Genomic DNA, 24,739 nt, shown 5'->3' with positions numbered 1-24,739 from the left:
GCCTTTTACACAAAGGGCTCTTTTACAATTACTACTCCAACTAGACCAGGACCTGTATGTACTCCTGCTACTGGACTAATATCTCCTAAATTTAAGGAAGTAATATTTGGATTAGTTGATAAATAATCGTACAATTTCTTACCTTCTTCCATGGCTCCGCCATGCATAACCCAAATTCTGGCTTTAGATTCTTTTAATTTATCATTGATTATTTCAATAAGTTTTGAATTAGCTTGATTCTTTCCTCTAGCTTTAGAATGGGTGTAATAAACACCATCATCATTAATAGAAATTATAGGTTTAATATTTAATAACTGACCTATTGTTCCGGCAACTTTTCCAATTCTTCCACCTTTTATCAAGTATTCTAATGTATCTACTATATAGAATACACTTATCTTTTCCCTCATGGCTGGCAATTCAGCTACTATTTCATCATATTTTTTCCCTTGCTTTAACATTTCACCACAACCTATGATTATAGCACCTGCTCCTAAAGTTAAAGATTTTGAGTCAAAAACTGTAGTAGTTATATTCTCATGTTCACTTGCTACAAGTTTTAATGCACTGAATGTACCTGATAAAGCAGAACCTATTCCAGTAACTATTGCATGAGTATAACCTTCAGATTCTAACTTAGAGAAAAGATTATGCATATCTTCAATTGAAGGCAAAGAAGTGTGAGGAACTTCTACACTAAGATTATCATAAACCTCTTGAGGAGTAATATTTACTTTATCTATGTATTCTCTATCCTTATATATTATTTTTAGATTGAGCATTTTTACATCATACTTATTAATGATTTCGCTGCTTAAATCTGAAGTACTGTCGGTAATAAGAGCTATTTTTTCCAAAATTATCCCACCTTATAAACAATTGTATATGTAGTTTTAAAAACTTTGTTTTGTAATACTAATATAGTATCATGCGGTAATAAAAATATCAATTAGGAGTTTTTTTGTTATATTACTATTAATAGAGTATTATAGTTGAAGTAATCTTTTTATATGTTTATAATAAACTTATAACTTATAAATGGGGGCGAAAAAGTGGAAAAACAAAATATACACAATACATATAATACTTTATTCCACTTTGAAAATTTTCAGCTTAGGCTAATTTTTGAAGGTATAGTAGTAGGAATGTTATCAAGTTTAGTAATTGTGGCTTATAGGCTTGTTGCGGAGAAAATTTGGACATTTACGCAAAATGTTTTTATGAATAAAACTCATAGCGTAGGATTGATTTTTTTTATATTATTAATATATATTTTAGCTAGTTTAATTGTAGGGTTTACTGTAAAAAAAGAGCCAATGATTTCAGGAAGTGGTATTCCACAAACAGAAGGTGTTTTAACAAGAAAACTTGAAATGAATTGGATAAAGGTACTAGTAGGAAAATTTTTTGGAGGAGCTATTTGTTTAGGAACAGGATTATCTCTTGGGAGAGAAGGCCCTTCTATACAAATGGGAGGTGCTATAGGACAAGGGGTTAGTAGGATTTTTAAAAGAGTCAAGGTGGAGGAAAGATATCTTATTACAAGTGGAGCTAGTGCAGGGATAGCCGCTGCCTTTAATGCACCTTTAGCAGGAATTGTTTTTGCACTAGAGGAGGTTCATAAGAATTTTTCATCGTTAGTAATTATATCTGCAATGGCTTCTTCTTTAACAGCAGACTTTATTACAAAACAGTTTCTAGGCTTGAATCCTGTATTTGACTTACATTTAATAAAAGTATTACCTTTGAAATACTACTTTTTTCTTATAATATTAGGGATTATAACGGGAGTATTAGGAGTAGTTTTCAATAAATCAATTATCATGTTTCAAGATTTATATGCATCTATGAAGAAATTAAAAACAGAATATAAACCAATAATTCCATTTAGCGTAGCATTTTTATTAGCTATTATATATCCAATAGCATTAGGATCTGGTCATGATTTAATACTTCAGTTTAGTAAAATAAATTTCGGACTAAAAGCATTATTACTTCTGTTAGTAATCAAATTTACTTTTACAATGATATGCTTTGGTTCAGGAGTTCCAGGGGGCATATTTCTGCCGTTACTAGTGATTGGAGCAATCATCGGAAATATTTACGGAAATTTGCTTGTAATATTATTAAATTTAAATTCTCAATATATTTTGACTTTTACTGTATTAGCAATGTCAGGGTATTTTACATCTATTGTAAGGGCACCAATTACGGGAATAATATTGATAACTGAGATGACAGGATCATTTAGCCATTTGCTTCCTTTAATTATTGTATCAATAAGTTCATATATAATAGCTGATTCATTACGGTCAGAACCTATTTATGAAACACTGCTAAATAGATTATTAAATAGAAGTAAAAATATATTAATAAATACTCCTAATAAAAGTCATAAGAAAACTATTATTGAAGTAGCTGTTTGTTTAGGATCGACTTTAGAAAATAAAAAAATTAAACAGATAAGTTGGCCAAAGGATTGTTTGCTAGTAGCTATTAAAAGAGGGCAAAAAGAAATAATTCCTAATGGAAACACTGTAATGTATACATCTGATTACTTAGTAGTTCTTACTAATGAAGAAAAGGCTTCAATAGTTTCTGATCAATTAATTGAAATTGCTGGAGCATGCTCTTTAAATGATCAATTTTTAAGTAACTAAAAAATAAGAACAGCAGGGATTTATAGAAAAACTATAGTTCCCTGCTATTTTGATTTTATTTGATTGCTACCAAATATCTTTCATTAACAACATCCCAATTTACTATGTTCCACCAAGCTGATATGAAATCTGCTCTTCTATTTTGATATTTTAAGTAATAAGCATGTTCCCAAACGTCAAGGATTAGTAAAGGAACACTTCCCCATATAGTTAAATCCTGATGCTTTTCAACTTGAAGAATTTCTAGTTTTTCAAATTTAGGAATCCAAACAAGAACACACCATCCAGATCCTTCTACTGCAGCAGCAGCGGCAGAAAATTGCTTTTTAAAAGTTTCTATATCTCCAAAGTTTTCGGTAATCTTTTCTAAAATCTTTCCTGAAGGTTGAGAACCATTACCAATCATGTTTTCCCAGAAAAGAGTATGAAGTATGTGACCAGCACCATTAAATGCAAGTTCTCTTTCCCAATGCTTGATTAACGCAAAATCTCCAGATTCTCTTGCTTCTTTAAGCTTTGTTTCTGCTTTGTTTAATCCATCTACATAGGCTTGATGATGCTTATCATGGTGAATCTTAACTGTTTCTTCATCATAATATGGCTCTAAAGCATTATATGAATAAGGAAGTTGTGGTAAAGTAAACATAATTAATCACCTCATACAAATTATTTTATCTACAAGTATATTTTACCATAAGTAATAAGTTTATGCATATATCCTTTTGTATTATTCTAACATTCTGTAACATTATATATATATTTAAAAAAGGATTTTCTTCATGAATAATTCTTATATGAATATAGAAAAATATCTTAGGAGTGAAATTTACTTTTAATTATAGGAGGATAAAATGATTAAATTAAAAAAGCATATTATTATACTTATTTTTACTGGAATTATATCCATGCCAGTTGCAGCAAATGCCAATGTAGTTACTAATAGTGAATCTAATATAGTAAATACTAAGAGTGTTATTCACAAGCCATTAGAGGATAGAGAGAAGATAAAAGAAGATTATTTCAAGACATTTGAAAAGGCAGATAAATATGTTCCAGGAATAAAAATAAAAGGAGAAGAACTTTATAATATAAGACATGAACTTAAGAAAGAACTAAGGGAAGCAATAAGAGAGAAACAGAGTCATCATTTAGAGGAAAATCAAGATAAGCCTAGAGAAGGAATAGATAAAGAAAAAGTAGAGAAAGAAAAAATAGAGAAAGAAGATTTAAACTTAAAAGACAAACACAGATTTAAAGATGAAGAAATAAAGATTCAAAATGAAAAAACAAGAAAAGCATATAGAGATTTTGTTAAAGCAGTTGATAGTGGGGATAAAGAATCTATAAATAAAACTTATAATATTTTTGAAGAAAATAGTAAAAGTCTTAATGAGCTTTTGAAAAAGAAGATTAAGGAGCTTAAGTCTCAATAAAAAGTAAAGAACAGATAGATATAAGTACGATTATATATCTATTTGTTTTTTAGTTTATAAGCAATCTATGAAGTTATAGCTTTAACAAGTATTGGTCATTTTTATGATTTTTTTCTGCCAAGCTCCCTTATAATAAATAATAATACCTATTAAGCAAATTATTCCATTACTTATCATCATTGAATACCAGACTGAAGGAGAACCCCAATTTGTATAATTTTTAAAGAATAATATTAAAGGAAGTCTTATGAACCAAAGCCTTCCCATCTCCATTATCATGGAATAAATAGTGTGACCAGATCCTTGGAATATTCCAATTAATACTTGAAAAATGCCCATTAAAGGTAGCCCCGCGGAAATTATCTTTAAATAGTATTTTCCTTGTATAATTACTTCCATATCTTTTGCTTCAGGTACAAATATTTTTATCACATTTCCTGCGAATAGAAATAGAAAAGAGCCGCCAATGACTAAAATTATTGTAGATAAGCAAAGAGCGGTTTTAAAAGCTAATTTTGCTCTGTCTATTCTATTTCCACCTAAATTTTGACCAACAACTGAGGCTAAAGCTGTACCTATGCCTAAAGCTGGCATCATTACTATAGAATTAATATTATTACCAATATTAAAAGCAGCCATTGTATCGTTACCATAAGATACTATAAATGAATTTAAGAATATAAAACCTAATGAAGAGAAGGATTGCCCAATACAAGTAGGAACCGCAACTTTAAGTATAGTTAATATTAAATTTCTTTTTAATCTCAAAAACTTTATAGGAATATGAACTCTTTCCAGCGACATAAACAATAGGAAAATAACATATGGCATATAGATTACTTTAGAAATTATAGTAGCAATTGCTGCTCCGCCAATCCCCATATGAAACTTAAAAATTAATATAGGATCTAAAATTACGTTAGTTATAGCGCCTATAATATTTAAAAGCATTGGTGAAAATGTATCTCCTTCAGCTTGCCTAATTGCTCCAAAAACTAAAAAGATAAAATAGCAGGGAATATCTAAAAACATTATGCTTAAATATTTACAGCTATAACTATATAGTTGAGAGTTAGCACCCATTAACTTAATAACATATGGAGTAGAAATGTAACCTATAATTGAAAGAATAAGACCCAATATTATGGCTACTAAAAAAATCTGAGAAGCAATTTTATTTGCCTGATTTTTTTCTTTAGAACCTAAATATTGAGATATTAGTGAAGTACCGGCAATAGTTAAGCCCATTCCAATAGACAATATAAGAAAGAGTACTGGCCATACAAAGCCTGTAGAAGCAACTTCTATAGAACCGAGTTTGCTTACCCAATACATATCAGCCAAACTATATAAGGTTTGAATGAGATTATTAAACATGATTGGTACGGATAAAACTATAATAACTTTTTTCATATCTCCATTTAAAATAAATTCTGTTTTCCCTAGATGATTCATTATTGTTCTCCTAAAATGTAAAATTATATATTTCCATTGTTGTTATTTTAGCATGTATGATACAATGTGTATATATTTTAGGATATGATACATTCAATTTTAAAAAAGGAGGAGTTAAATTGGCTATTAATTTTACTGAAAATTTGGATGCAATGATGCAACAATTACATAAGAAAGGTGCTTTCTTAACTGTTAAACATGGAGAGAAAGTAAATACTATGACTATTAGCTGGGGAGATATTGGATATCAATGGAATAAGCCTATATTTACTGTCTTAGTAAGGAAATCAAGATATACACATGAGTTTTTAGAAAAGAATAGAAACTTCACAGTAAGTGTACCGATAGATTCTGAGTTTGAAAAAGCATTGGTTTTCTGTGGAACAAAGTCTGGCAAAGATGTTGATAAAATTGAAAAATGCCAATTGAATTTAGAACCAGGTAAAAGTATTGATGTTCCTGTAATAGGTAATTGTGGATTTGTTTATGAATGTAAGGGACTTTATAAACAAGATTTAGATTTAAGTTTAATGGATGAAAGCATTAAAAAATCAAGTTATCCAGATGAGGATATTCATACAATGTATTTCGGAGAAATCGTTGCTTGTTACAAAAATAAATAAAATATAATAATTTAATTTAGGATGCCTTAAAGATTTTTTCTTTAAGGTATTTTCTATTTATGGCTTAGTAATAATTAATTAGATTATATACATATAATTCAAGTGAAGATTACATATTTTAAAAATGATTTACAAAAAGGGGGGAACTAGATGAATACAAAATATAATAAAAAAGAAATCTTAAAAAGTATATTGACAATTGCGGGATTATTATCTATACCAACTTTGATGATTAAGGATAAAATTAAAAATATTCGCCATGAAGAATTACAAAGAAGAACTTTAGAAAAAATTATAAAAAACACAATGGAATTAGACAATAATTTATGTAACCTAAAAGCAATACAGTATTTACAATTTATTCAATCTGTAGAAATACCTGATAAGACTCTTTGTAAAAATATAATAATTGAAGGATTTAAAATGATTAAAGACTCCAAGGAAATAGATGATAGAATAAAAGGAGATTTAAGATTTGTCCTAGAGTGTAAGGGAGTTAGTTTCTTATATTAGAATTTAAGGTGCAGTATGAGTATTATACTGCACCTTAAATTTTAAACAGTTCTATCAAGAATATTACCAAGGTTTGGATTTACAGACTGTTTAAGTAGATCAGTCATTCCAGCAGCATTATCTTTTGAAACATCCATTGCTTTCTTTAATACTAGAAGACTTGCACCATCATTGATTTTATTGTGATTATTAACAATAGAAAGTAAAGAAATATCCATTTTAATAACCTCCTTTATGTTAAGCCTTATTTTCATTATCGTTTAGTAAAGAAAAAAATTGAGAAAATATTATAGATAAAGTAGTTGTCAACTGGTATTATATAATATAGTGTTAGAGGGGGGGATTACAATGGAGAAGAGCAGTATAATGAATCAGGTTATTATTCTTTTCTTAATAGTGGGAGTTGGATATTATTCAAGAAAGAGGAATATTATAAATGATGAGATAAATAAAGGATTAACTAAACTGCTACTAGAGGTTACTATGCCTTTAATGATAGTTGCCTCATTTGATTATAGCTTTTCAAAGGAATTAATGAAAAATATAATTTATATGCTTCTTTATTCTTCGTTAATTCATGGGGCTTTAATATTAATTAGTAGGATTTTATACAATAAATATTCAAAAGAAAAGAAGGATATATTAAGATTTGCTACTGTTTTTTCAAATTGCGGATTTATGGGGTTCCCGGTAGTTGGCAGTATTTTTGGGAAAATAGGTATATTATATGCGTCTATTTTTAATATTCCATATAATATTTTAAGCTGGACCTTTGGAATTATGCTGTATACTGAAAATAAGGATTCTAAAAATTTAAAGAAAGTATTATTAAATCCAGGAATTATAGCAGTTATTATAGGGATAATTTTATTTATATTTTCTATAAAAATTCCACAAACCATTTATAGTACGATTAAGCTGGTAGGAGATATTACAACTCCTCTCTCTATGATAATAGTAGGAGTAATGATTGCTGAAGTGGATTTTAAAAAGATATTTAAGAAAAGTTCACTTTATTATATTGCTTTTGTTAGATTGATTTTAGTACCAATATTGACCTTTGCAATTCTTAAAATAATTAGAGTTGAAGAATTACTTATAGATGTTGCAATAGTAATTGAGGCAATGCCTGCAGCTGCAGTAACAGCAATTTTTGCGGAAGCTTACAGTAAAGAGCCTGAACTAGCCTCTGAAATTGTTTTTTTTACAACATTTCTTTCTGTAGTATCAATACCTGTAATATTTAAAATATTGAATATATCATGATGCCTAATTTAAAAAAGGTTTTTGAGTTTTATAATAATGAGAGTTTATTGCGGTGAATAGCAAAAAACTCTCATTTTTTTAAATATAATTATATGAATGAAAAAAATTGAATAAATAGATTTAAGATTAAACAATTTTCTAAACTGTTTGACAAATTTCAAATTTTTTGATATTTTATTTAAAGATAAAATATTAATGATATTATAAAATTATATTAATTGGAGGGCATTATGAGTACTAATCAAGAACAAAGTGTGAAAATTGTCAATTGTGATCCATCGGCAGTAGGTCTATTTGGACTAGCTATGGTTACATTAGTTGCATCAAGTCAAAAATTAGGCATTACTACAGGTGAATCTTTTATTTTACCTTGGGCAATATTCTTAGGTGGATTAGCTCAGATATTTGCTGCTATTAACGATTCTAAAAGAAATAATGTATTTGGGACTACAGCTTTTGCTGGATATGGACTTTTTTGGCTTGCAGTAGCTACTAGCTGGATGATTAAATTTGGTGTTTTTGGACAAGCTATGGCTAAAGCAATAGATCCAAAACAATTAGGATTTGCATTTTTAGGATATCTAATATTCACTATTTTTATGACTATTGGAGCAGCTGAAACACATAAAGTGTTATTCATTATATTTGTACTTATTGATTTTCTATTCTTAGGATTAACATTATCTTCTTTTAATATAGAGCCGCATCTTACACATGAAATGGCAGCATATGCAGAATTCCTTATATCAATGGTTTCATTCTATGGATCTGCTGCTGCAGTATTAAATCCTCACTTTGGAAGAGTATTTTTACCAGTTGGTAAACCATTAGGAATATTTAAAAAATAAAAAAATGGGGTCAGACCCTTGGATAGATTTCCCAGGGGTCTGACCCCGTTACTTATTTATTTTACATATAAGCAATTTGAGCTATTCATTCTTCCATAGCCTCTTCCTGCTCCAGTGCCTTGAGATCCTTGACCAGCAGAAGTACCTCTTCTTCCATTTATTCTTCCTTGACCAGGAACAGCATTTTCAGAATTACTTTTAATAGCGTTTTTATAGGTAGCTGCTTGTTCACTAGTAATTGTACCCTTTGTTACAGCATCATCAATAGCTTTGTATTTAGAGTTTAGCATTGCATTTTTTAAATCATCATAAGATAATCCCTTCTCAGTTGCTATATCATATAAAGTCTTACCTTCTAGTCTTGCTTTTGATATTTCTTCATCAGTCAATTTGCCTAGGTCTTTAAGTACTGATTCCATGAATTCATATCCTCTAACACCTATAGCACGATTTAATCCTACTGGCTGGCGTGTATTTGTTGCAGTGGTAGTGTTTGAAGTATTTGCATTTTCAGTTGCTGCATAAGCAGTAGCACCTATCCCAAGGGTTAAAGCAAGAATTAATGTTGTGGCAATATTTCTTTTTTTCATATTTGTTCCTCCTAACAAAATTTTTATTTTCTATGATTTCATTATAAATACCAATTATGTAGAAAATATGTTATAAATGTGATGGATTTGTGAAAATAAAACTATTTTTAAGTTGTTGACTTCGTATAATTTCAAAAACAATTCTAAGATTAGAATAACTATCACAGCTAAACTTTCATTAACTCGCACAGCTCAGACAAATGAAAGTTTTTAACGCTGCAATAGTTATTCTAATCAAGAATTGTAATTTCTCATTATAATGAACTCAACAATCTTAAAAATAGTTTTTGGACATTAAAGGAAAGTTTATAATGAATGTAAAAACCAACATTCATTATAAACATAAATAAAAATAAACTAATATAGGGTTATTATTTTGTATAATTTCGAAAACAATTCTATTTTTAAAGAACTTTATAAATTATGATGAAATATGATAAGATAAAGAAAGGAGATATTACTAAATAATTTTATAAAGAAGGTGAAATCATGAGGGAGTTAATTAACAAGGATGAATGCTGGTGTGGCAGTGGAAAGAAATATAAGGAATGTCATTTTACTATAGATGAGAAATTGAGCAAAATGGAAGGGGAGGGTTTAATAGCACCTCCAAGAGAAATAATAAAAACTTCTGAGCAAATAGAAGGCATACGAAAAAGCAGTCAAGTAACGAAAAAAGTATTAGATATGGTAGCTGAAAGGATTAGGGCTGGAATAACTACTGATGAAATAAATACATTGGTTCATGAGTACACATTAGAATTAGGTGGAATACCAGCTACTTTAAATTATAGAGGATATCCTAAGAGTGTATGCGTTTCAATAAATGAAGTTGTATGCCATGGTATACCAGATGAGAGGGTTTTAAAAGAAGGGGATATAGTTAATGTTGATGTAACAACTATATATAAAGGATACTATGGAGATTCTAGTAGAATGTTCATTATTGGAAAGGCCTCAGAAAAAGCAATAAGATTAGTAGAAACGGCTAAAGAATGCCTTTATGCTGGAATCAATGTGGTTAAGCCTTTTGCTACCTTTGGAGATATAGGTCATGCAATTCAAACCCATGCAGAGGAAAAAGGATATTCTGTAGTAAGAGAATATGGTGGACACGGTATAGGCATCCAATTTCATGAGGAACCCTTTGTAGATCACTGTGCTGAGCCACATACTGGAATGATAATGATCCCAGGAATGACCTTTACTATTGAACCTATGATAAATGAAGGAACATACAGGTGCAAGGTTTTAAGAGATGGTTGGACAGCTGTAACAGCAGATGGAAAGCTTACTGCTCAATGGGAGCATACTGTTCTAGTTACAGAAGAAGGTGTTGAGATATTAACAGCCTAGAAGACTTTTCTTCTAGGCTTATTCAATGATTTTAGATGAAAAAAAGGGGAAAAAATGGAGAAAGCAAAACTAGGTAACATTTCCTATGGAGAACAATATATTAACACAAGAAGAAATGCTATCAGAAAAGAATTAATTAAGACATCTAAAAATATTGATAGTGGAGTAATAGATACAATTTCTGATGAAGATTTAAAAATACTATTTTATTTATATGACAAATATTTCTTTGAAAATTATTTTATAAATAATTTTAAGGGAACAATTAATTTTGCTCTTTCTAGAAGAATGAGCAAAAGCGCTGGAAGTACAACTGCATTAAAAAGTAATTGGGCTATGCCAGAAGAGAAGGAAAAATACGAAATAAAAATTGGCGTGAATTTTTTATTTCAATATTATGAATTAAGTAGAGAAAAAACTGTTGCAGGAATTAAGACTGAAGATTCACTTCATGCTTTATTGATTACTTTTGAGCATGAATTAATTCATTTAATAGAATTCTATTTATTTGGAAACTCTAGTTGTAAGAAAAGAAGATTTAAAACAATGGCAGAAAACTTTTTTGGACATAAAGGAGTATATCATTCTTTAATAACTAAAAGTGAAATTCTTAGTAGCAACTATGGTTTAAAAATAGGTGATAAGGTCAGTTTTGTGCATAAAAATAAAATAAAGTATGGATATATATACAGAATTAATAAGAGAGCAACAATCTACTTCTTAGATAGAAAAGGTATTTATATCGATTCTAAAGGAAATAGATATTTAAAAGCATATATTTCTTTAGAATTGCTAAAAAAAGAATAAAATTTGCAAAAATATGTTGAAAAATTTTCTGAATGTGATAACATTTATGATTATACATAGTTTATGAGATTTTCAAGGATTCTTTTGAATTAAAACTAAATATATTAAATGGGGTGTTTAAAGATGGATAGTATTGTAGTAGCTAAATTTGGGGGCAGTTCATTAGCTAGTGCAGAGCAGTTTAAAAAGGTTAAGAATATAGTTCTTGAGGATGCTAGAAGAAGATATATAGTTCCTTCAGCTCCTGGAAAAAGAAATAGCAAGGATTATAAAATCACTGATTTATTTTATTTATGCCATACTCACGTAGATCACGGTATAGCTTTTGATGATGTTTTTAGTATTATTGAGCAAAGGTATAAGGAAATAGTGAAGGAAATTGGAGTTAGCATGGATATAGACTCTCATTTAAAAGAGGTTAAGAAAAAAATTGCTGAAGGTACAACAGCTGATTATGCAGCAAGTAGAGGAGAGTATCTAAATGGTTTAATCTTAGCAGATTACTTGAACTACGAATTTGTCGATGCTGCTGATGTAATTAAATTCGATAAATCTGGATGTTTTGATTCTGAAAAGACTAAGGAAGCTATAAAAAGCAAGCTTTCAAAAATAGAGAAAGCAGTTATACCAGGATTTTATGGTGCAATGGAAGATGGAAGAATTAAGACCTTTACTAGAGGTGGCTCAGATATCACTGGATCTATAATTGCTAGAGATGTAGAAGCTGATTTATACGAAAATTGGACAGATGTATCTGGATTTTTAATGGCTGATCCAAGAATTGTTGAAAACCCAAAACCTATAGAAAAAATCACATATAAGGAGCTAAGAGAATTAGCTTATATGGGAGCTACTGTTCTTCATGAAGAAGCTGTTTTCCCAGCAAGAGAAGGTGGAATACCTATAAATATTAAAAATACAAATGCACCTCAGGATAAAGGCACTATAATCATAAATGACGTAGATTTTGAGGATGGAAATAGCACTATCACAGGTATTGCAGGAAAGAAAAACTTCACAGTAATATCTATTGAAAAGGCTTATATGAATGCTGAAATTGGATTTGGCAGAAAGTTATTATCTATTTTAGAAACTTACGGAGTTGCTTTTGAGCATATGCCTTCTGGTATAGATACTATATGTCTTGTAGTTGAAGATGCTCAATTAGAACAAAAGCTTGACAAAATACTTGATGAGATAAAGAGACAATGTAATCCAGACTCAGTACAAGTTATACCTAACATGGCACTAATAGCTACTGTTGGTAGAAAGATGGCAAAAACAGTTGGAGTATCTGAAAAGGTATTTAGTGCTTTAGCAAAAAATAACGTAAATATCAGAATGATAGACCAAGGATCCAGTGAAATAAATATAATAATCGGAGTTGAAACAGAGGATTTTGAAAAGGCAATAAATTCAATTTATAAAGTGTTTAATTCGTAAAAAAGTGTCAGGTATTTAGAATTATATTAAGTACCTGGCTTTTTTTTATTAGCAGACATCAGACATCTTGCTTGAAAAATGACATCTTTTATTATATTATATATACATATCTTTAAAGGAGGCCGTTTTATGAGAAGAAGAGTAAAAAGCCTAGCTGAAAGCGTCGCTGATGAAATCCATGCAATGATTACTATAGATAAAAAGTTTGCTTCTGGAGAAAAACTTCCAAATGAAAATGAACTTTCTGCTGAGTTAAAAGTAAGCAGAACAACTCTAAGAGAAGCTATTCGAATTTTAGTTGCTCATAATGTGCTTGTAATCAAAAGGGGAAAAGGGACCTTTGTGACTAAGCAATCAAAGATAGGTGATAACTTTGGATTGGAAGAATTTTCAACCATTAAGCTTAATGTAAAAGACTTATACGAAATGAGATTGATTTTTGAACCAGAAACTGCATATTATGCGGCTATACGGGCAACAGATAAGGAATTGGAAAGAATACTTTATTACGGAAAACTTGAGGAAGAAAAAATTTTAAATAAAGAAGACAGAACTGAGGTAGAACAAGCATTCCACAAAGCTATTGCCAAAGCGACTCATAACGAATTTATGAATAGATTAATGCCTATAATTCATAAAGCTATTGATAAAGGAGTAATTTTGTCCTATGAAAATGATAAAGTTGTAAAGGATACCTTGAATGATCATAGAATGATTATGGAGTTTTTAGCCAAAAGAGATGCGGAAGGTGCAAAAACTGCAATGAAACTTCATATTATTCACGCAATGGGAGACTTAGGAATCAAAAAGGAATAAAGTGGGTTTGTGACGTTGACAACAGACATCATACAACTTATAATTAAAACATACAAGTCGAAATTAAAAAATAAAGTAGGGGGTTAAATTATGAGAAGTGACGCTGTAACAAAGGGAACAAAAAGTGCACCACATCGTTCTTTATTTAATGCTTTAGGTTTTACTAAAGAAGAAATGGAAAGACCACTTATAGGAATTGTAAGCTCACAGAATGATATTGTACCTGGACATATGAATTTAGATAAAATTGTAGAGGCAGTTAAAATAGGTGTTGCAATGGCAGGGGGTACTCCAATTGTTTTTCCAGCAATAGCAGTTTGTGATGGTATAGCAATGGGACATTTAGGAATGAAATACTCACTAGTAACAAGAGATTTAATAGCTGATTCAACTGAAGCTATGGCAATGGCTCATGCCTTTGATGGTCTTGTTATGGTGCCAAATTGTGATAAAAATGTACCAGGACTTTTGATGGCAGCTGCTAGAGTTAATATTCCAACAATTGTTGTAAGTGGTGGACCTATGCTTGCAGGAAGAGTTGATGGTTGTAAGACAAGCCTTTCAAGTATGTTTGAGGCTGTTGGAGCATATAATGCAGGAAAAATTACTGAAGAGAAACTAGAAGAATTTGAAAATAAAGTTTGTCCAACTTGTGGATCTTGTTCTGGAATGTACACAGCCAATAGCATGAACTGTTTAACAGAAGTTCTTGGAATGGGGCTTAAAGGAAATGGTACAATTCCAGCTGTTTATTCTGAGAGAATTAAGCTTGCAAAACATGCAGGAATGAAGATTATGGAGTTAATTGAAAAAGACATTAGACCAAGAGATATTATGACAGAGGATGCTTTTAAAAATGCATTAACTATGGACATGGCTCTTGGCTGCAGTACAAACAGCATGCTCCATTTACCGGCTATTGCTCATGAAGCAGGAGTTGAGTTAAATATTGATATTGCTAATGAAATAAGTAATAAAACGCCTAACCTATGTCACCTTGCTCCAGCAGGACATACCTATATGGAGGATTTGAATGAAGCAGGCGGAATATATGCAGTTATGAATGAAATTAATAAACTAGGTTTATTAAATACTGATTTAATTACATGTACAGGTAAAACTGTTGCAGAAAATATTAAAGCATGTTATAACAAAAATCCTGAGGTTATTAGACCTGTTGAAAATCCTTATAGTTCAACTGGTGGAATAGCAGTTTTAAAAGGAAATCTTGCACCTGATACTTGCGTTGTTAAACGTTCAGCTGTTGTACCTGAAATGTTAAAACATGAGGGTCCGGCAAGAGTATTCGATTGTGAAGAGGATGCACTAGAAGCAATAAACTCAGGTAAAATTGTTGATGGTGATGTTGTAGTTATAAGATATGAGGGTCCTAAAGGTGGTCCAGGAATGAGAGAAATGCTTAATCCTACCTCAGCTATTATGGGAAGAGGTCTTGGAAGTACTGTTGCTTTAATTACTGACGGACGTTTTAGTGGAGCTAGTAGAGGAGCATCTATTGGACACGTTTCTCCAGAAGCAGCTGTAGGTGGAAACATTGCTTTAGTTGAAGAAGGGGATATAATCCAAATCGATATTATGGCAAACACAATTAACTTCCTTGTAAGTGATGAAGAATTAGAAAGAAGAAGAGCTAACTGGAAACCAAGACAACCTAAGGTTACAACTGGATATCTTGCAAGATATGCTGCACTAGTAACTTCAGGAAATAAAGGGGCAATTTTAGAAGTTCCTAAGTTATAATAAAAGAGAATTTTACGAGGTAAAATTCTTGAGTAACCAGTAACCAATTCCCAGTAACCAGTTTTATAAATCCTACTGGCGACTGGTCACTGGTTACTCAAGAAAAATGCGTCGCATTTTTCTTCTATTGTAAAAAATAATAAAAATTTTCAGCTTCCCTCTTGACATGAAAAATTTATGATAGTATACTTTTCTTCAAAGTAACATTGATATGTAAAAACTGAGAAGGGGAAAAGTATATAAAAATTAGTCTTAGAAGAGAGTGGGAATAGGTGAAAGCCCATAGACGAGGTTTTATTGAATATCACCCCGGAGTTGCAAGCTGAAACAAAGTAAGCTGAGCCGGCATTGTCGTTAAAAGTATGAGTAAAAAATTGAGTGGTACCGCGAGTATAAGACTTTTCGCCTCATGGAAGAAAAGTCTTTTTTTATTTTTCACGTGAATCTTTAAAAAGAATATATTAATTTTAAAATGTAATATTAAAAGCTATGATAGGGACAAGTAGATATAAAGTAATCTTAGAAGAGAGTGGGGATTGGTGAAAGCCCATAGATGATCTTTTATATTGAATATCACCCTGGAGCTGCAAGCTGAAATAGAGTAAGCTGAGCCGGCATTGCCGTTAAAAATATGAGTAAAAAATTGAGTGGTACCGCGTATAAGACTTTTCGCCTCATGGCAGATAGGTCTTTTTTATTTTAAATTTTGTTCACAATTTACAGTTTTTTATTAGAAATAAAGTTTAAAGTGGGGGATTGAATAATGAAGCTTAGTGGGGCAAAAATTTTATTGAAATCTTTGAAGAAAATGGGGGTAAATGTTTTATTTGGTTATCCAGGTGGTCAAGTACTTCCAATATACGATGCTTTATATGATGAGGAAGGGCTAGAACATATACTAACTGCACACGAGCAAGGAGCTACTCATGCAGCAGATGGTTATGCTAGAGCAACAGGTAAAGTGGGGGTAGTTTTAGTAACTTCAGGTCCAGGTGCTACTAACACTGTTACAGGAATTGCAACAGCTTTTAGAGATTCTGTTCCTTTAGTTGTAATAACCGGACAGGTTCCTAAATCACTAATAGGGAAGGCTGCTTTTCAAGAGGTGGATATATTAGGGATAACCACCCCAATTACAAAAGAGAGATTCATTGTTAATGATGTAAAAGAGTTACCTTCAATTGTGGAAAAGGCATTCTATATTGCTAGTGAAGGTAGAAAAGGTCCTGTGGTAATTGATATACCTAAGGATATTCAAGTGTCCGAGATGGAAGTGGATAGTATTATATATGGGGAAAGAAAAAATCAAGGGAAAAATTCATTTGTTGATGATAAATGCATGGAAAACATAAACAAAGCGGTAGAATTAATTAATAATTGTGAAAGACCACTTATTTATGCTGGGGGCGGCATAATTAGTGGAGATGCAAGCAAAGAACTTTTAGAATTTTCGGAAAAGATAAAATCTCCTGTTACATGCAGTTTAATGGCTTTAGGGGGATTCCCAGGAGAACACGAGAATTTTACTGGTATGATTGGTATGCATGGTACAAGATGTTCAAACTTTGCTGCAACAAAATCAGATCTATTAATTGCAATAGGGGCAAGATTTAGTGATAGGGTAACGAGCAAAACTGAGGGCTTTGCACCGGGGGCTAAAATTATTCATATAGATATAGATCAAATGGAAATCGGAAAAAATGTTAGAGTTGATGTTCCTTTAAAAGGGGATGTGAAGGAGATATTAACTCTATTGAATAAGCGTGTACAAGAAAAAAGTTCAAATAACTGGAATTCTAGAATTCAGGAATGTAAAGAGAATTATCCACTAAAGTATGAAAAGGCTAATGCTTTATGTGGACAATTCGTTATTGAAAAATTATATGAAATTACAAAAGGAGATTGCATAATAACTACAGAAGTAGGACAAAATCAAATCTGGGCTGCTCAGTATTTTAAGTATTCAACACCAAGAACCTTAATAACGTCAGGTGGTCTTGGAACTATGGGCTTTGGTCTTGGAGCAGCAATAGGAGCTAGTTTTGGCGGTACTGGTAAAAAAGTTATCAATGTTGCAGGGGACGGAAGTTTTAAAATGAACTCTACAGAATTAGTAACTCTTGCAAAGTACAAGGTTCCTATGGTACAGCTTGTATTAAATAACAGCTGCCTTGGAATGGTTCGTCAATGGCAGGAAATGTTTTATAACGGGCATTATTCCCACACACTTTTTGATGAAGACATAGATTTTGCAAAACTTGGGCAAGTTTACAAAATAAAAGGAATCACAATCACAAAAGAAGAAGAGGTTGAAGATGCTCTAAGGTATGCACTAGGCTTAAACGAACCTGTTATTATTGACTGCAAGATAAGCAGAGGAGAAAAGGTATTCCCAATGGTGGCACCGGGAGCTAATATTGATGATATGATTTTTGAGTAGTTAAAAGAAGGGTACAAGGCTAAGCTTATACCCTTCTTTTTTAATATCTTCCAGAAAAGAATTTTTTATTGTCAACATTAATATTAAATTGGTAAGGAGCTTCATCATAAAAGCTTCTGTAGTTTTGGAAGGAATTTAAATCTAAGTCTTTAGTCCAAAACATAACATAAATTACTTTATTCTTATTAAAAGGGTTTTCGCTAATAAATTGACCAGAAATATTTTTACTATAGAGAGCTAAATCATTGGTCATTAACCCGTAACTAGTAAATGATATAGGGAGTTTGCTGTTAATTGAATTTAATATAGAGTTATTTTCAGGGTTACCAATAACCATTAGATTTTCATTCTTTAATTCCTCTGGTTTTAAAGTTGAATCTTCTTTTACAATTATTTCGAAACCATATTGATTTTTAAAGCTATCACTAAGCATTGATAAATATTCATTTATTTGAAGTGATTCTTCTTTTGATAAATTAGAAGGTTTTACAATATATATTTTTTCACCTAGGATTCCTCTTGCAATGATGCTATCAATAGAAATTCCATATTGCTTTTCAGAGTTTAGAATCCTATTTTTCTCCATCTCTCTAAAAGCTTTATTTCTTTCCTCTTGAGAAAGAATGATATTTTCCGGGAAATAATTTTTAGAGCTTAAAGCGTTTTTTATTACATTTTCTGTTTCTTCTCCTGATTTTTCACTTATAATTTTCAAAAGATCAGCTATATTTGCATTTTTAAATTTAAATTCATCATAATAAGTTTTCAATGTGTTAACTAACTTTTCATCCCCAACTCTTTGTCTTAAGTCTTCAAATACCAAAGGACCTTTTTCGTATATAATCATTGAATAATCTGACCATGATTCAAATTTATCAACACTTGAATTAATAGGTAGAGATTCAGATTTATCAGGATACATGAATAAGCGGAATTTAATAAAGGCACTTTTCTGATTATATTTACCAAACTGCTTTTCAAAATAATAAGCAGTTGAATAGGTTGTTAAGGATTCATCTAGAAAAGATTCTTTAAACTCATTATTTCCAACAACAACGTACCACCATTGGTGAGCTACTTCATGAACTGCAGCCTCAATTTCAAATGGAAAAGATTGATTGGAAATAAGATAATTTGTGTCAGGGTTAAAGGAGTAATTACCCATTTGAATTAATTGAGGATATTCCATTGCTCCACCAGATAAATAAGTTTCTACTATATCAAATTCCTTATAAGGATACTTACCAAAAGTGTCACTAAAATATTTTAACGAATTTGCAGAGACTTCAAGTATTGTTTCAGCTTGTTTTTTTTCTTTAGAAGAATTTGAATCATCGATGTAGAAGCTGTTTACTTTTATTCCATCAATGTTTTTAGATACAACATTAAATTTTGGACTTGCTATAAAAACAAAATCACGTACATTGTTAGCTTGTATATTAAAGGTTTCTTTACTATCTTCAACAGCTATATTATTAATAACTCCTGTTGAAGCAATTTTCATGTCCTTTGAAGTTTCAATAGTAACATCATAATCTGCTACTTCGGAGTAATTAGACTCTCCAATTGGATGGAAAGGAGCTTCATCCCAGGATTTAGTATTTTCATCGTATATAGAAAGTATAGGATACCAATTTGTAAAACTATATACATCATTATAATATCCAAGTCTATTATTACCCTTAGGAAGTTTAAGTGTAAATTCTATGTATATCTTTTTTTCTTCATCAGGTTTTATACTTATATTTGGTTTGATTTTAAGAATCTGATTGTCTTGAGTATAGGAAACCTCTTTATCATCAATTAGAACTTTACTTATAGCGATATCTCCAAGCTGATCTTTTTGAAGTTCAGGAGGAAAATAACCTATAGAAGGGATGGTTTTTGAACTCCCATAAGAGTCTGGGTATAAATGAAAGACAAGATCTTTTAATTCGGATTTATATAAATTTCTAAAAGATAAGGTTTCTTTTGCTGCTAGTATTTTGGTTTGTTCATTAAAGGTTAGCTGAATATTATAATTATTTAATTTTGTTTCAGCAAGAGCAAAGTTCGTATTAAAATAAATACTAAACAATAGTGTGAAAATAAAACCACAAAAAACTTTAATTTTAATTTTGTTCATATAATTCGCTCAAGTTCGAGCTGACCCCCCTTTTGTGTGTAGTAAAAAATGTAAATACAATAAAATTTTAACACAATATAAAGAAAAAACAATAAGGATTTAAGAATTTAATATTTACTTAATAAATATGTGGTAAAATATTTATAAAACGAATATAGTTCTTTTGTGTGAGGTGATAAAGTGAATATTTATGAATTAGCGATGAAAATGGAAAAGGAAGGTTCGGAATTTTATTCAAAAGCATCAAGAGAATGTAATGATACGTGGTTAAAGGGGATTTTTGAATACCTAGCTATTGAAGAAAGTAAACATTATAAAATTTTTAAAGACTTGAAAGATAATGTTAATAGTCTAGATCAAGTTGATTTAAATAGCAGTGAAGAAATAATAAATGCTTTTGAAAAAAATAAAAAGGAAAGAATAATTGAATGTTTAACAGACCTTCAATCAGATGTTTATATTGCGGCTGCAAAGGATGAACAAGCTAGTATAGACTTGTATGAAGGATTATTAAATAAAAGCCAAAATGAAGAAGAAAAAAAGGCGCTTTCTTTAATAATTGAGGAAGAAAAGAAACACTTAAATTTTTTTAGAGAAGTAATAGAATTAATGGAAAAAATCCAAGAACAGAGGAAATAAAAAATTATTGACAAAAGTATATTTGAATAATATAATGATAAACAATGAAACTGAATAGAGCTTATCTAGAGCGGTGGAGGGACTGGCCCGATGAAACCCGGCAACCAGTATAAATTGCAGTTATGGTTTATACAATGGTGCTAAATCCTGCAGCTACATGCTGGGAGATGAGGATGCATGGGACTATCAAGACCTAAGGTTATCCTTGGGTCTTTTATTTTATTACGAGGCAGTTGGAGGTGCAATTATGATTCAAATCAAAAATGTAGCAAAATATTTTGGCAAAGATCAAGTTCTTAAAAATGTCAGTATAAATGTAGAAGAAGGAGAAGTGTATGGAATAGTTGGACATAGTGGTGCAGGAAAATCTACACTTCTTAGATGTATTAATGGTCTTGAAAGTTACGATTCAGGAAGCGTACTTGTAAATAACAAGGAAGTAAAAACTCTTGGAGATAGAGAGTTAAGAGAATTTAGAAAAAATATTGGAATGATATTTCAAAATTTTAGTCTTCTAAATAGAAAAAGCGTATGGAGTAACGTAGCTCTTCCTATGGAAACCTGGGGATATAGCAAGGAAGAGATTGATAAAAGAGTAAAGGAACTTTTAAGTCTTGTAGGCTTAGAAGATAAGGCATATAGTATGCCAAAGGAACTTAGCGGTGGACAAAAGCAGAGAGTTGCCATAGCCAGAGCATTGACCTTGAATCCTAAAATTATTCTTTGCGATGAAGCTACTTCAGCTTTAGATCCTAAAACTACAAAATCAATTTTAGAGCTTCTAAGGGAAATAAACAGAAAGCTAGGAATTACAATTGTCATTGTAACTCACCAGATGGAGGTTATTAAAGAAGCTTGCAGCAAGGTTGCTCTAATGGAAGATGGAAAAGTAATACAAGCTGGTAAGGTAGAAGAGGTCTTTTTAAGACCAACAAAAGAAATGGAAAATCTTTTAGGAGAAGAAGAAATATTACCACAGGAAGGAATAAACATAAAGCTATTTTTCCCAAAGGAATTAAGTCAAAATTGTATAATTACTTCCATGGCAAGAGAATTAAACATAGATTTCTCAATTGTATGGGGAAAGCTTGAGAAATTCACCGATGGAGTACTAGGAAGCCTTGTTATTAATATCTCTGAAGATAAAAAACAGGATGTTATTTCTTACTTAGAAAAGCAAAATATCAATTGGGAGGTGCTATAAATGTTAGGTAGAGTTTTAATTCCTGCCCTAGGAGAAACCTTGTTTATGGTATTAGTTTCTACTGCATTAGCAGTAATAATAGGATTTTGGCCTGCAATAGTAATGATTATTACTGATAAAAATGGCTTAAGACCAAATGAAAAAGTATATAAAATTCTAGATGTTATAGTAAATGTTTTAAGATCTTTCCCATTCATAGTATTGATGGTTATACTAATACCTTTTACTAGACTAATTGTAGGAAAATCTATAGGAACTGTTGCAGCTATTGTGCCTCTTACAATAGGTTCAGCTCCTTTTGTTACTAGAATTATAGAATCAGCTTTAAAGGAAGTAGATAATGGAGTTGTTGAAGCAGCAAAGTCCTTTGGTGCCAGCACTTCACAAATTATATTTAAAGTAATGCTGCCAGAAGCACTTCCTTCAATAGTTTCAGGTATTACATTAACTGTTATCAGTGTAGTTGGTCTTTCTGCTATGGCTGGAGCTATAGGTGGAGGCGGACTTGGAGATATAGCAATTAGATATGGATATCAAATGTTTAGGGAAGATGTCCTATTTGCAACAGTAATACTTCTTATTGTATTAGTACAAGTATTACAAAGCATTGGAATGATTATTTATAAGAAAGTGAATAGATAATAATTATAAGAAAAATGTGGTGCATTTTTCTTTAGTAACCAGTGACCAGTTGCCAGTAGAATTAATAAAACTGGTTACTGGGAATTGGTTACTGGTTACTAAGAATTTTACGTCGTAAAATTCTTAAAATAGTTCATTATTAAATTATTATATATAAAAACATCAAGGGGGTTTATTAAATGAAAAAAAGAATTTTATCAGCATTATTAGCAACAACATTTTTAGTAGGTTCAGTAGCTTTAACTGGCTGCGGAAGTAAGACAAGTGCACCAGAAGAAAAGAAGAAAATAGTAGTAGGTGCAACTCCTGAGCCACATGCTCAAATTTTAGAAAAAGTAAAGCCAATTCTTGAAAAGAAGGGATATACCTTAGAAATTAAAGTGTTTAATGATTATGTCATTCCAAATACTGCTGTAGAAGATGGGGAATTAGATGCAAACTTCTTCCAACACGTTCCTTATTTAGAACAATTTAATAAAGAAAAGGGAACTCATTTAACGTATACAGCTAAGATTCATTTAGAGCCAATGGGAGTATACTCTAAGAAAATTAAAGATCTAAAAGAATTAAAGAATGGAGCAACAATTGCAGTTCCTAGTGATCCAACAAACGAAGCAAGAGCACTAAGACTTTTAGAAAAACAAGGAATATTAAAATTCAAAGAAGGACAATTAATAACTAAGCTTGATATTACAGAAAATACAAAGAATATAAAAATTCAAGAACTAGAAGCAGCTCAATTACCAAGAACTTTAGCAGATGTAGATGCAGCAGTAATTAATACTAACTATGCACTACCAGCAGGTTTAAATCCGTTAAAGGATGCATTGGCAATAGAAGATAAAGATTCTCCATATTCTAACGTATTAGCTGTTAAAGAAGGAAACCAGGATAAAGCTTATATAAAAGCATTAACTGAAGCTATTACTTCACCTGAAATTAAGAAATTTATTGAAGAGCAATACAAGGGTGCTATAATTCCATCTTTCTAATAAAAATAAAAATCTCAGTTATTATAAAAAATAGCTGAGATTTTTTATTTTGCTAAAATTAAAACCATTTCTTTCTCTTAAAATAATTTATCATAAATATTATGGTTATGAGAGTGATTACCCAAAACATAATATAACCATATTTTAATCGCAGCTCGGGCATATAATCAAAATTCATACCATAAATACCTGCTAAAAAGGTAAGAGGTATAAAAATAGTAGAAAATATAGTAAGTACCTTCATAACATCGTTTGTTTTATTACTAATACTAGATAAATAAGTGTCTAGCATACCGGATAGGATATCTCTATAGGTTTCAATGATATCCATAACCTGAATAGTGTGATCATAAATATCTCTTAAATACATAAGTGTCTTATCTTCAACTATTAAATTATCTGATTTAATTAAACTTCCTAAAATTTCTCTTAATGGCCATACTGAGTTTCTTAAAAGTATCATTTCTCTCTTTAAATTATATATCTCAGGCATTATTGCTTTATCGGGATTACTCAGTAGTTTATCCTCAACTTCATCAACATTATTTCCTATGTTTTCTAAAATATCAAAATAGCTATCTATAATGGAATCTAATAAGGAGTAAGCGAGATAGTCTGTGCCTTTACTTCTTATGTTAGATTTATTTTGCTGAAGTCTTTTTCGCAAATCACCAAAAACATCTCCTTCAAATTCTTGAAAGGAAAATAGATATTTTTTGAAAATAATTAAGCTTACTTGCTCTGAATGTATTTCGCGTAACTCATCATTATAGTAGAGCATTTTAAGTACTACAAAAATATAGTTGTCATCAAAATCAACTTTAGGTCTTTGAGTAGTATTTAATACATCTTCTAATGTAAGTGGATGTATGTTGAATTTATTTCCTAATTGCTCAATTAATTTAATATCGTGGAGACCATCTACATTTAACCAAGATATAGAAGTTTCTGATGGTGAATATTCTATAGATGAAAAATCATTTAATATTTCTGTTGTAAAAGAATCTACAGTATATTTAATTAAATTTATTTTTACATCTTCACTGAGGCGTTCACCTACATGTATTAAAGTGCCTGGAGCCATACCAATTTTTTCCTTTGTACTTTTTATATGCTTTGGCATAAA

General features: G+C 30.7%; 23 protein-coding genes, 1 riboswitch and 2 other annotated features. Of the genes, 16 read left to right on the top strand and 7 right to left on the bottom strand.

The genetic code is table 11. The features are described from left to right. Nucleotides 1-5 precede the first annotated feature (5 nt). Nucleotides 6-857, bottom strand: coding sequence for a DegV family protein (locus tag CLHOM_RS00775; RefSeq protein WP_052219766.1), 852 nt, complete (start codon nucleotides 855-857; stop codon nucleotides 6-8). A 195-nt stretch (nucleotides 858-1,052) separates the two neighbouring features. On the opposite strand from CLHOM_RS00775, the gene CLHOM_RS00770 reads away from it, so the two are divergent. Beyond that, nucleotides 1,053-2,660, top strand: a complete 1,608-nt coding sequence (locus CLHOM_RS00770; RefSeq protein ID WP_052219765.1) for a ClC family H(+)/Cl(-) exchange transporter — start codon at nucleotides 1,053-1,055, stop codon at nucleotides 2,658-2,660. Between the two features lie 55 nt (nucleotides 2,661-2,715). Here the strand turns inward: CLHOM_RS00770 and CLHOM_RS00765 are convergent, their stop codons facing one another. Further along, nucleotides 2,716-3,309, bottom strand: coding sequence for a superoxide dismutase (locus CLHOM_RS00765; protein ID WP_161803187.1), 594 nt, complete (start codon nucleotides 3,307-3,309; stop codon nucleotides 2,716-2,718). A 202-nt stretch (nucleotides 3,310-3,511) separates the two neighbouring features. Between CLHOM_RS00765 and CLHOM_RS00760 the strand changes: the two genes are divergently transcribed. Next, nucleotides 3,512-4,093 (top strand): hypothetical protein, encoded by a 582-nt coding sequence (locus CLHOM_RS00760; RefSeq protein ID WP_052219763.1) that lies wholly within the window; start codon nucleotides 3,512-3,514, stop codon nucleotides 4,091-4,093. A gap of 81 nt (nucleotides 4,094-4,174) precedes the next feature. Here the strand turns inward: CLHOM_RS00760 and CLHOM_RS00755 are convergent, their stop codons facing one another. After that, a complete protein-coding gene (locus tag CLHOM_RS00755; protein ID WP_052219762.1) occupies nucleotides 4,175-5,548 on the bottom strand; it encodes an MATE family efflux transporter in 1,374 nt (457 codons plus the stop codon). A gap of 119 nt (nucleotides 5,549-5,667) precedes the next feature. Here CLHOM_RS00755 and CLHOM_RS00750 point away from each other — a divergent pair, with 119 nt between their 5' ends. Together CLHOM_RS00750 and CLHOM_RS00745 are read left to right on the top strand one after the other, a co-directional pair. Next, a complete protein-coding gene (locus CLHOM_RS00750; RefSeq protein WP_052219761.1) occupies nucleotides 5,668-6,171 on the top strand; it encodes a flavin reductase family protein in 504 nt (167 codons plus the stop codon). A 150-nt stretch (nucleotides 6,172-6,321) separates the two neighbouring features. Further along, complete coding sequence (locus tag CLHOM_RS00745) at nucleotides 6,322-6,684, top strand: transcription factor (protein WP_242846716.1); 363 nt, start codon at nucleotides 6,322-6,324, stop codon at nucleotides 6,682-6,684. 41 nt (nucleotides 6,685-6,725) lie between these two features. On the opposite strand, the gene CLHOM_RS17760 is transcribed toward CLHOM_RS00745, so the two are convergent. Further along, nucleotides 6,726-6,902, bottom strand: a complete 177-nt coding sequence (locus CLHOM_RS17760) for a YjfB family protein (protein WP_074782801.1) — start codon at nucleotides 6,900-6,902, stop codon at nucleotides 6,726-6,728. A gap of 130 nt (nucleotides 6,903-7,032) precedes the next feature. On the opposite strand from CLHOM_RS17760, the gene CLHOM_RS00740 reads away from it, so the two are divergent. Together CLHOM_RS00740 and CLHOM_RS00735 are read left to right on the top strand one after the other, a co-directional pair. Beyond that, nucleotides 7,033-7,950: an AEC family transporter gene (locus CLHOM_RS00740; protein ID WP_052219760.1), complete on the top strand. Its 918-nt coding sequence runs from the start codon at nucleotides 7,033-7,035 to the stop codon at nucleotides 7,948-7,950. Between the two features lie 230 nt (nucleotides 7,951-8,180). Beyond that, nucleotides 8,181-8,798, top strand: coding sequence for an acetate uptake transporter (locus CLHOM_RS00735; protein WP_052219759.1), 618 nt, complete (start codon nucleotides 8,181-8,183; stop codon nucleotides 8,796-8,798). A 56-nt stretch (nucleotides 8,799-8,854) separates the two neighbouring features. Here the strand turns inward: CLHOM_RS00735 and CLHOM_RS00730 are convergent, their stop codons facing one another. Continuing rightward, on the bottom strand, nucleotides 8,855-9,388 hold the full coding sequence (locus CLHOM_RS00730) for a hypothetical protein (protein WP_052219758.1): 534 nt from the start codon (nucleotides 9,386-9,388) through the stop codon (nucleotides 8,855-8,857). Between the two features lie 489 nt (nucleotides 9,389-9,877). Here CLHOM_RS00730 and map point away from each other — a divergent pair, with 489 nt between their 5' ends. The 6 genes from map (at nucleotide 9,878) to ilvB (ending at nucleotide 18,011) form a co-directional block, all read left to right on the top strand. Next, on the top strand, nucleotides 9,878-10,744 hold the full coding sequence (map, locus tag CLHOM_RS00725) for a type I methionyl aminopeptidase (protein ID WP_052219757.1): 867 nt from the start codon (nucleotides 9,878-9,880) through the stop codon (nucleotides 10,742-10,744). A gap of 54 nt (nucleotides 10,745-10,798) precedes the next feature. Beyond that, nucleotides 10,799-11,551 carry a hypothetical protein gene (locus CLHOM_RS00720; protein WP_052219756.1) on the top strand — a complete coding sequence of 251 codons (753 nt, stop codon included), beginning with the start codon at nucleotides 10,799-10,801 and terminating at the stop codon, nucleotides 11,549-11,551. 123 nt (nucleotides 11,552-11,674) lie between these two features. After that, nucleotides 11,675-12,994, top strand: coding sequence for an aspartate kinase (locus CLHOM_RS00715; RefSeq protein WP_052219755.1), 1,320 nt, complete (start codon nucleotides 11,675-11,677; stop codon nucleotides 12,992-12,994). A 129-nt stretch (nucleotides 12,995-13,123) separates the two neighbouring features. Next, nucleotides 13,124-13,810, top strand: a complete 687-nt coding sequence (locus CLHOM_RS00710; RefSeq protein ID WP_052219754.1) for a FadR/GntR family transcriptional regulator — start codon at nucleotides 13,124-13,126, stop codon at nucleotides 13,808-13,810. Between the two features lie 90 nt (nucleotides 13,811-13,900). Beyond that, nucleotides 13,901-15,571, top strand: a complete 1,671-nt coding sequence (ilvD, locus tag CLHOM_RS00705) for a dihydroxy-acid dehydratase (RefSeq protein ID WP_052219753.1) — start codon at nucleotides 13,901-13,903, stop codon at nucleotides 15,569-15,571. Between the two features lie 213 nt (nucleotides 15,572-15,784). Further along, nucleotides 15,785-15,984, top strand: a binding site (T-box leader). Between the two features lie 67 nt (nucleotides 15,985-16,051). Next, nucleotides 16,052-16,251 (top strand) — a binding site (T-box leader). A gap of 83 nt (nucleotides 16,252-16,334) precedes the next feature. Continuing rightward, nucleotides 16,335-18,011 (top strand): biosynthetic-type acetolactate synthase large subunit, encoded by a 1,677-nt coding sequence (gene ilvB / locus CLHOM_RS00700; protein ID WP_052219752.1) that lies wholly within the window; start codon nucleotides 16,335-16,337, stop codon nucleotides 18,009-18,011. Nucleotides 18,012-18,051: 40 nt separating this feature from the next. On the opposite strand, the gene CLHOM_RS00695 is transcribed toward ilvB, so the two are convergent. Beyond that, nucleotides 18,052-20,136, bottom strand: coding sequence for a M1 family metallopeptidase (locus tag CLHOM_RS00695; RefSeq protein WP_052219751.1), 2,085 nt, complete (start codon nucleotides 20,134-20,136; stop codon nucleotides 18,052-18,054). 180 nt (nucleotides 20,137-20,316) lie between these two features. On the opposite strand from CLHOM_RS00695, the gene CLHOM_RS00690 reads away from it, so the two are divergent. The 4 genes from CLHOM_RS00690 (at nucleotide 20,317) to CLHOM_RS00675 (ending at nucleotide 23,613) form a co-directional block, all read left to right on the top strand. Next, nucleotides 20,317-20,775, top strand: coding sequence for a ferritin family protein (locus CLHOM_RS00690; protein ID WP_052219750.1), 459 nt, complete (start codon nucleotides 20,317-20,319; stop codon nucleotides 20,773-20,775). A 58-nt stretch (nucleotides 20,776-20,833) separates the two neighbouring features. Then, nucleotides 20,834-20,949, top strand: a riboswitch (SAM riboswitch). Nucleotides 20,950-21,022: 73 nt separating this feature from the next. Then, nucleotides 21,023-21,979: a methionine ABC transporter ATP-binding protein gene (locus CLHOM_RS00685; protein WP_052219749.1), complete on the top strand. Its 957-nt coding sequence runs from the start codon at nucleotides 21,023-21,025 to the stop codon at nucleotides 21,977-21,979. Beyond that, nucleotides 21,980-22,621, top strand: coding sequence for a methionine ABC transporter permease (locus CLHOM_RS00680; RefSeq protein ID WP_052219748.1), 642 nt, complete (start codon nucleotides 21,980-21,982; stop codon nucleotides 22,619-22,621). 179 nt (nucleotides 22,622-22,800) lie between these two features. Next, nucleotides 22,801-23,613: a MetQ/NlpA family ABC transporter substrate-binding protein gene (locus CLHOM_RS00675; protein WP_052219747.1), complete on the top strand. Its 813-nt coding sequence runs from the start codon at nucleotides 22,801-22,803 to the stop codon at nucleotides 23,611-23,613. A gap of 58 nt (nucleotides 23,614-23,671) precedes the next feature. On the opposite strand, the gene corA is transcribed toward CLHOM_RS00675, so the two are convergent. Further along, a complete protein-coding gene (gene corA / locus CLHOM_RS00670) occupies nucleotides 23,672-24,736 on the bottom strand; it encodes a magnesium/cobalt transporter CorA (RefSeq protein ID WP_052219746.1) in 1,065 nt (354 codons plus the stop codon). Nucleotides 24,737-24,739: the final 3 nt, after the last annotated feature.

The organism is Clostridium homopropionicum DSM 5847, assembly GCF_001263795.1.
GTDB lineage: Bacteria > Bacillota > Clostridia > Clostridiales > Clostridiaceae > Clostridium_H > Clostridium_H homopropionicum.
This window is presented reverse-complemented; position numbering and strand designations above follow the sequence as displayed.

Bases quoted from the DNA above. Each gene is read 5' to 3' on its own strand.
- CLHOM_RS00760 (WP_052219763.1), top strand. From the start codon at position 3,512: ATGATTAAATTAAAAAAGCATATTATTATACTTATTTTTACTGGAATT.
- CLHOM_RS00755 (WP_052219762.1), bottom strand. From the start codon at position 5,548: ATGAATCATCTAGGGAAAACAGAATTTATTTTAAATGGAGATATGAAA.
- CLHOM_RS00745 (WP_242846716.1), top strand. From the start codon at position 6,322: ATGAATACAAAATATAATAAAAAAGAAATCTTAAAAAGTATATTGACA.
- CLHOM_RS17760 (WP_074782801.1), bottom strand. From the start codon at position 6,902: ATGGATATTTCTTTACTTTCTATTGTTAATAATCACAATAAAATCAAT.
- CLHOM_RS00740 (WP_052219760.1), top strand. From the start codon at position 7,033: ATGGAGAAGAGCAGTATAATGAATCAGGTTATTATTCTTTTCTTAATA.
- CLHOM_RS00735 (WP_052219759.1), top strand. From the start codon at position 8,181: ATGAGTACTAATCAAGAACAAAGTGTGAAAATTGTCAATTGTGATCCA.
- CLHOM_RS00730 (WP_052219758.1), bottom strand. From the start codon at position 9,388: ATGAAAAAAAGAAATATTGCCACAACATTAATTCTTGCTTTAACCCTT.
- map (WP_052219757.1), top strand. From the start codon at position 9,878: ATGAGGGAGTTAATTAACAAGGATGAATGCTGGTGTGGCAGTGGAAAG.
- CLHOM_RS00720 (WP_052219756.1), top strand. From the start codon at position 10,799: ATGGAGAAAGCAAAACTAGGTAACATTTCCTATGGAGAACAATATATT.
- CLHOM_RS00715 (WP_052219755.1), top strand. From the start codon at position 11,675: ATGGATAGTATTGTAGTAGCTAAATTTGGGGGCAGTTCATTAGCTAGT.
- CLHOM_RS00710 (WP_052219754.1), top strand. From the start codon at position 13,124: ATGAGAAGAAGAGTAAAAAGCCTAGCTGAAAGCGTCGCTGATGAAATC.
- ilvD (WP_052219753.1), top strand. From the start codon at position 13,901: ATGAGAAGTGACGCTGTAACAAAGGGAACAAAAAGTGCACCACATCGT.
- ilvB (WP_052219752.1), top strand. From the start codon at position 16,335: ATGAAGCTTAGTGGGGCAAAAATTTTATTGAAATCTTTGAAGAAAATG.
- CLHOM_RS00695 (WP_052219751.1), bottom strand. From the start codon at position 20,136: ATGAACAAAATTAAAATTAAAGTTTTTTGTGGTTTTATTTTCACACTA.
- CLHOM_RS00685 (WP_052219749.1), top strand. From the start codon at position 21,023: ATGATTCAAATCAAAAATGTAGCAAAATATTTTGGCAAAGATCAAGTT.
- CLHOM_RS00680 (WP_052219748.1), top strand. From the start codon at position 21,980: ATGTTAGGTAGAGTTTTAATTCCTGCCCTAGGAGAAACCTTGTTTATG.
- CLHOM_RS00675 (WP_052219747.1), top strand. From the start codon at position 22,801: ATGAAAAAAAGAATTTTATCAGCATTATTAGCAACAACATTTTTAGTA.
- corA (WP_052219746.1), bottom strand. From the start codon at position 24,736: ATGCCAAAGCATATAAAAAGTACAAAGGAAAAAATTGGTATGGCTCCA.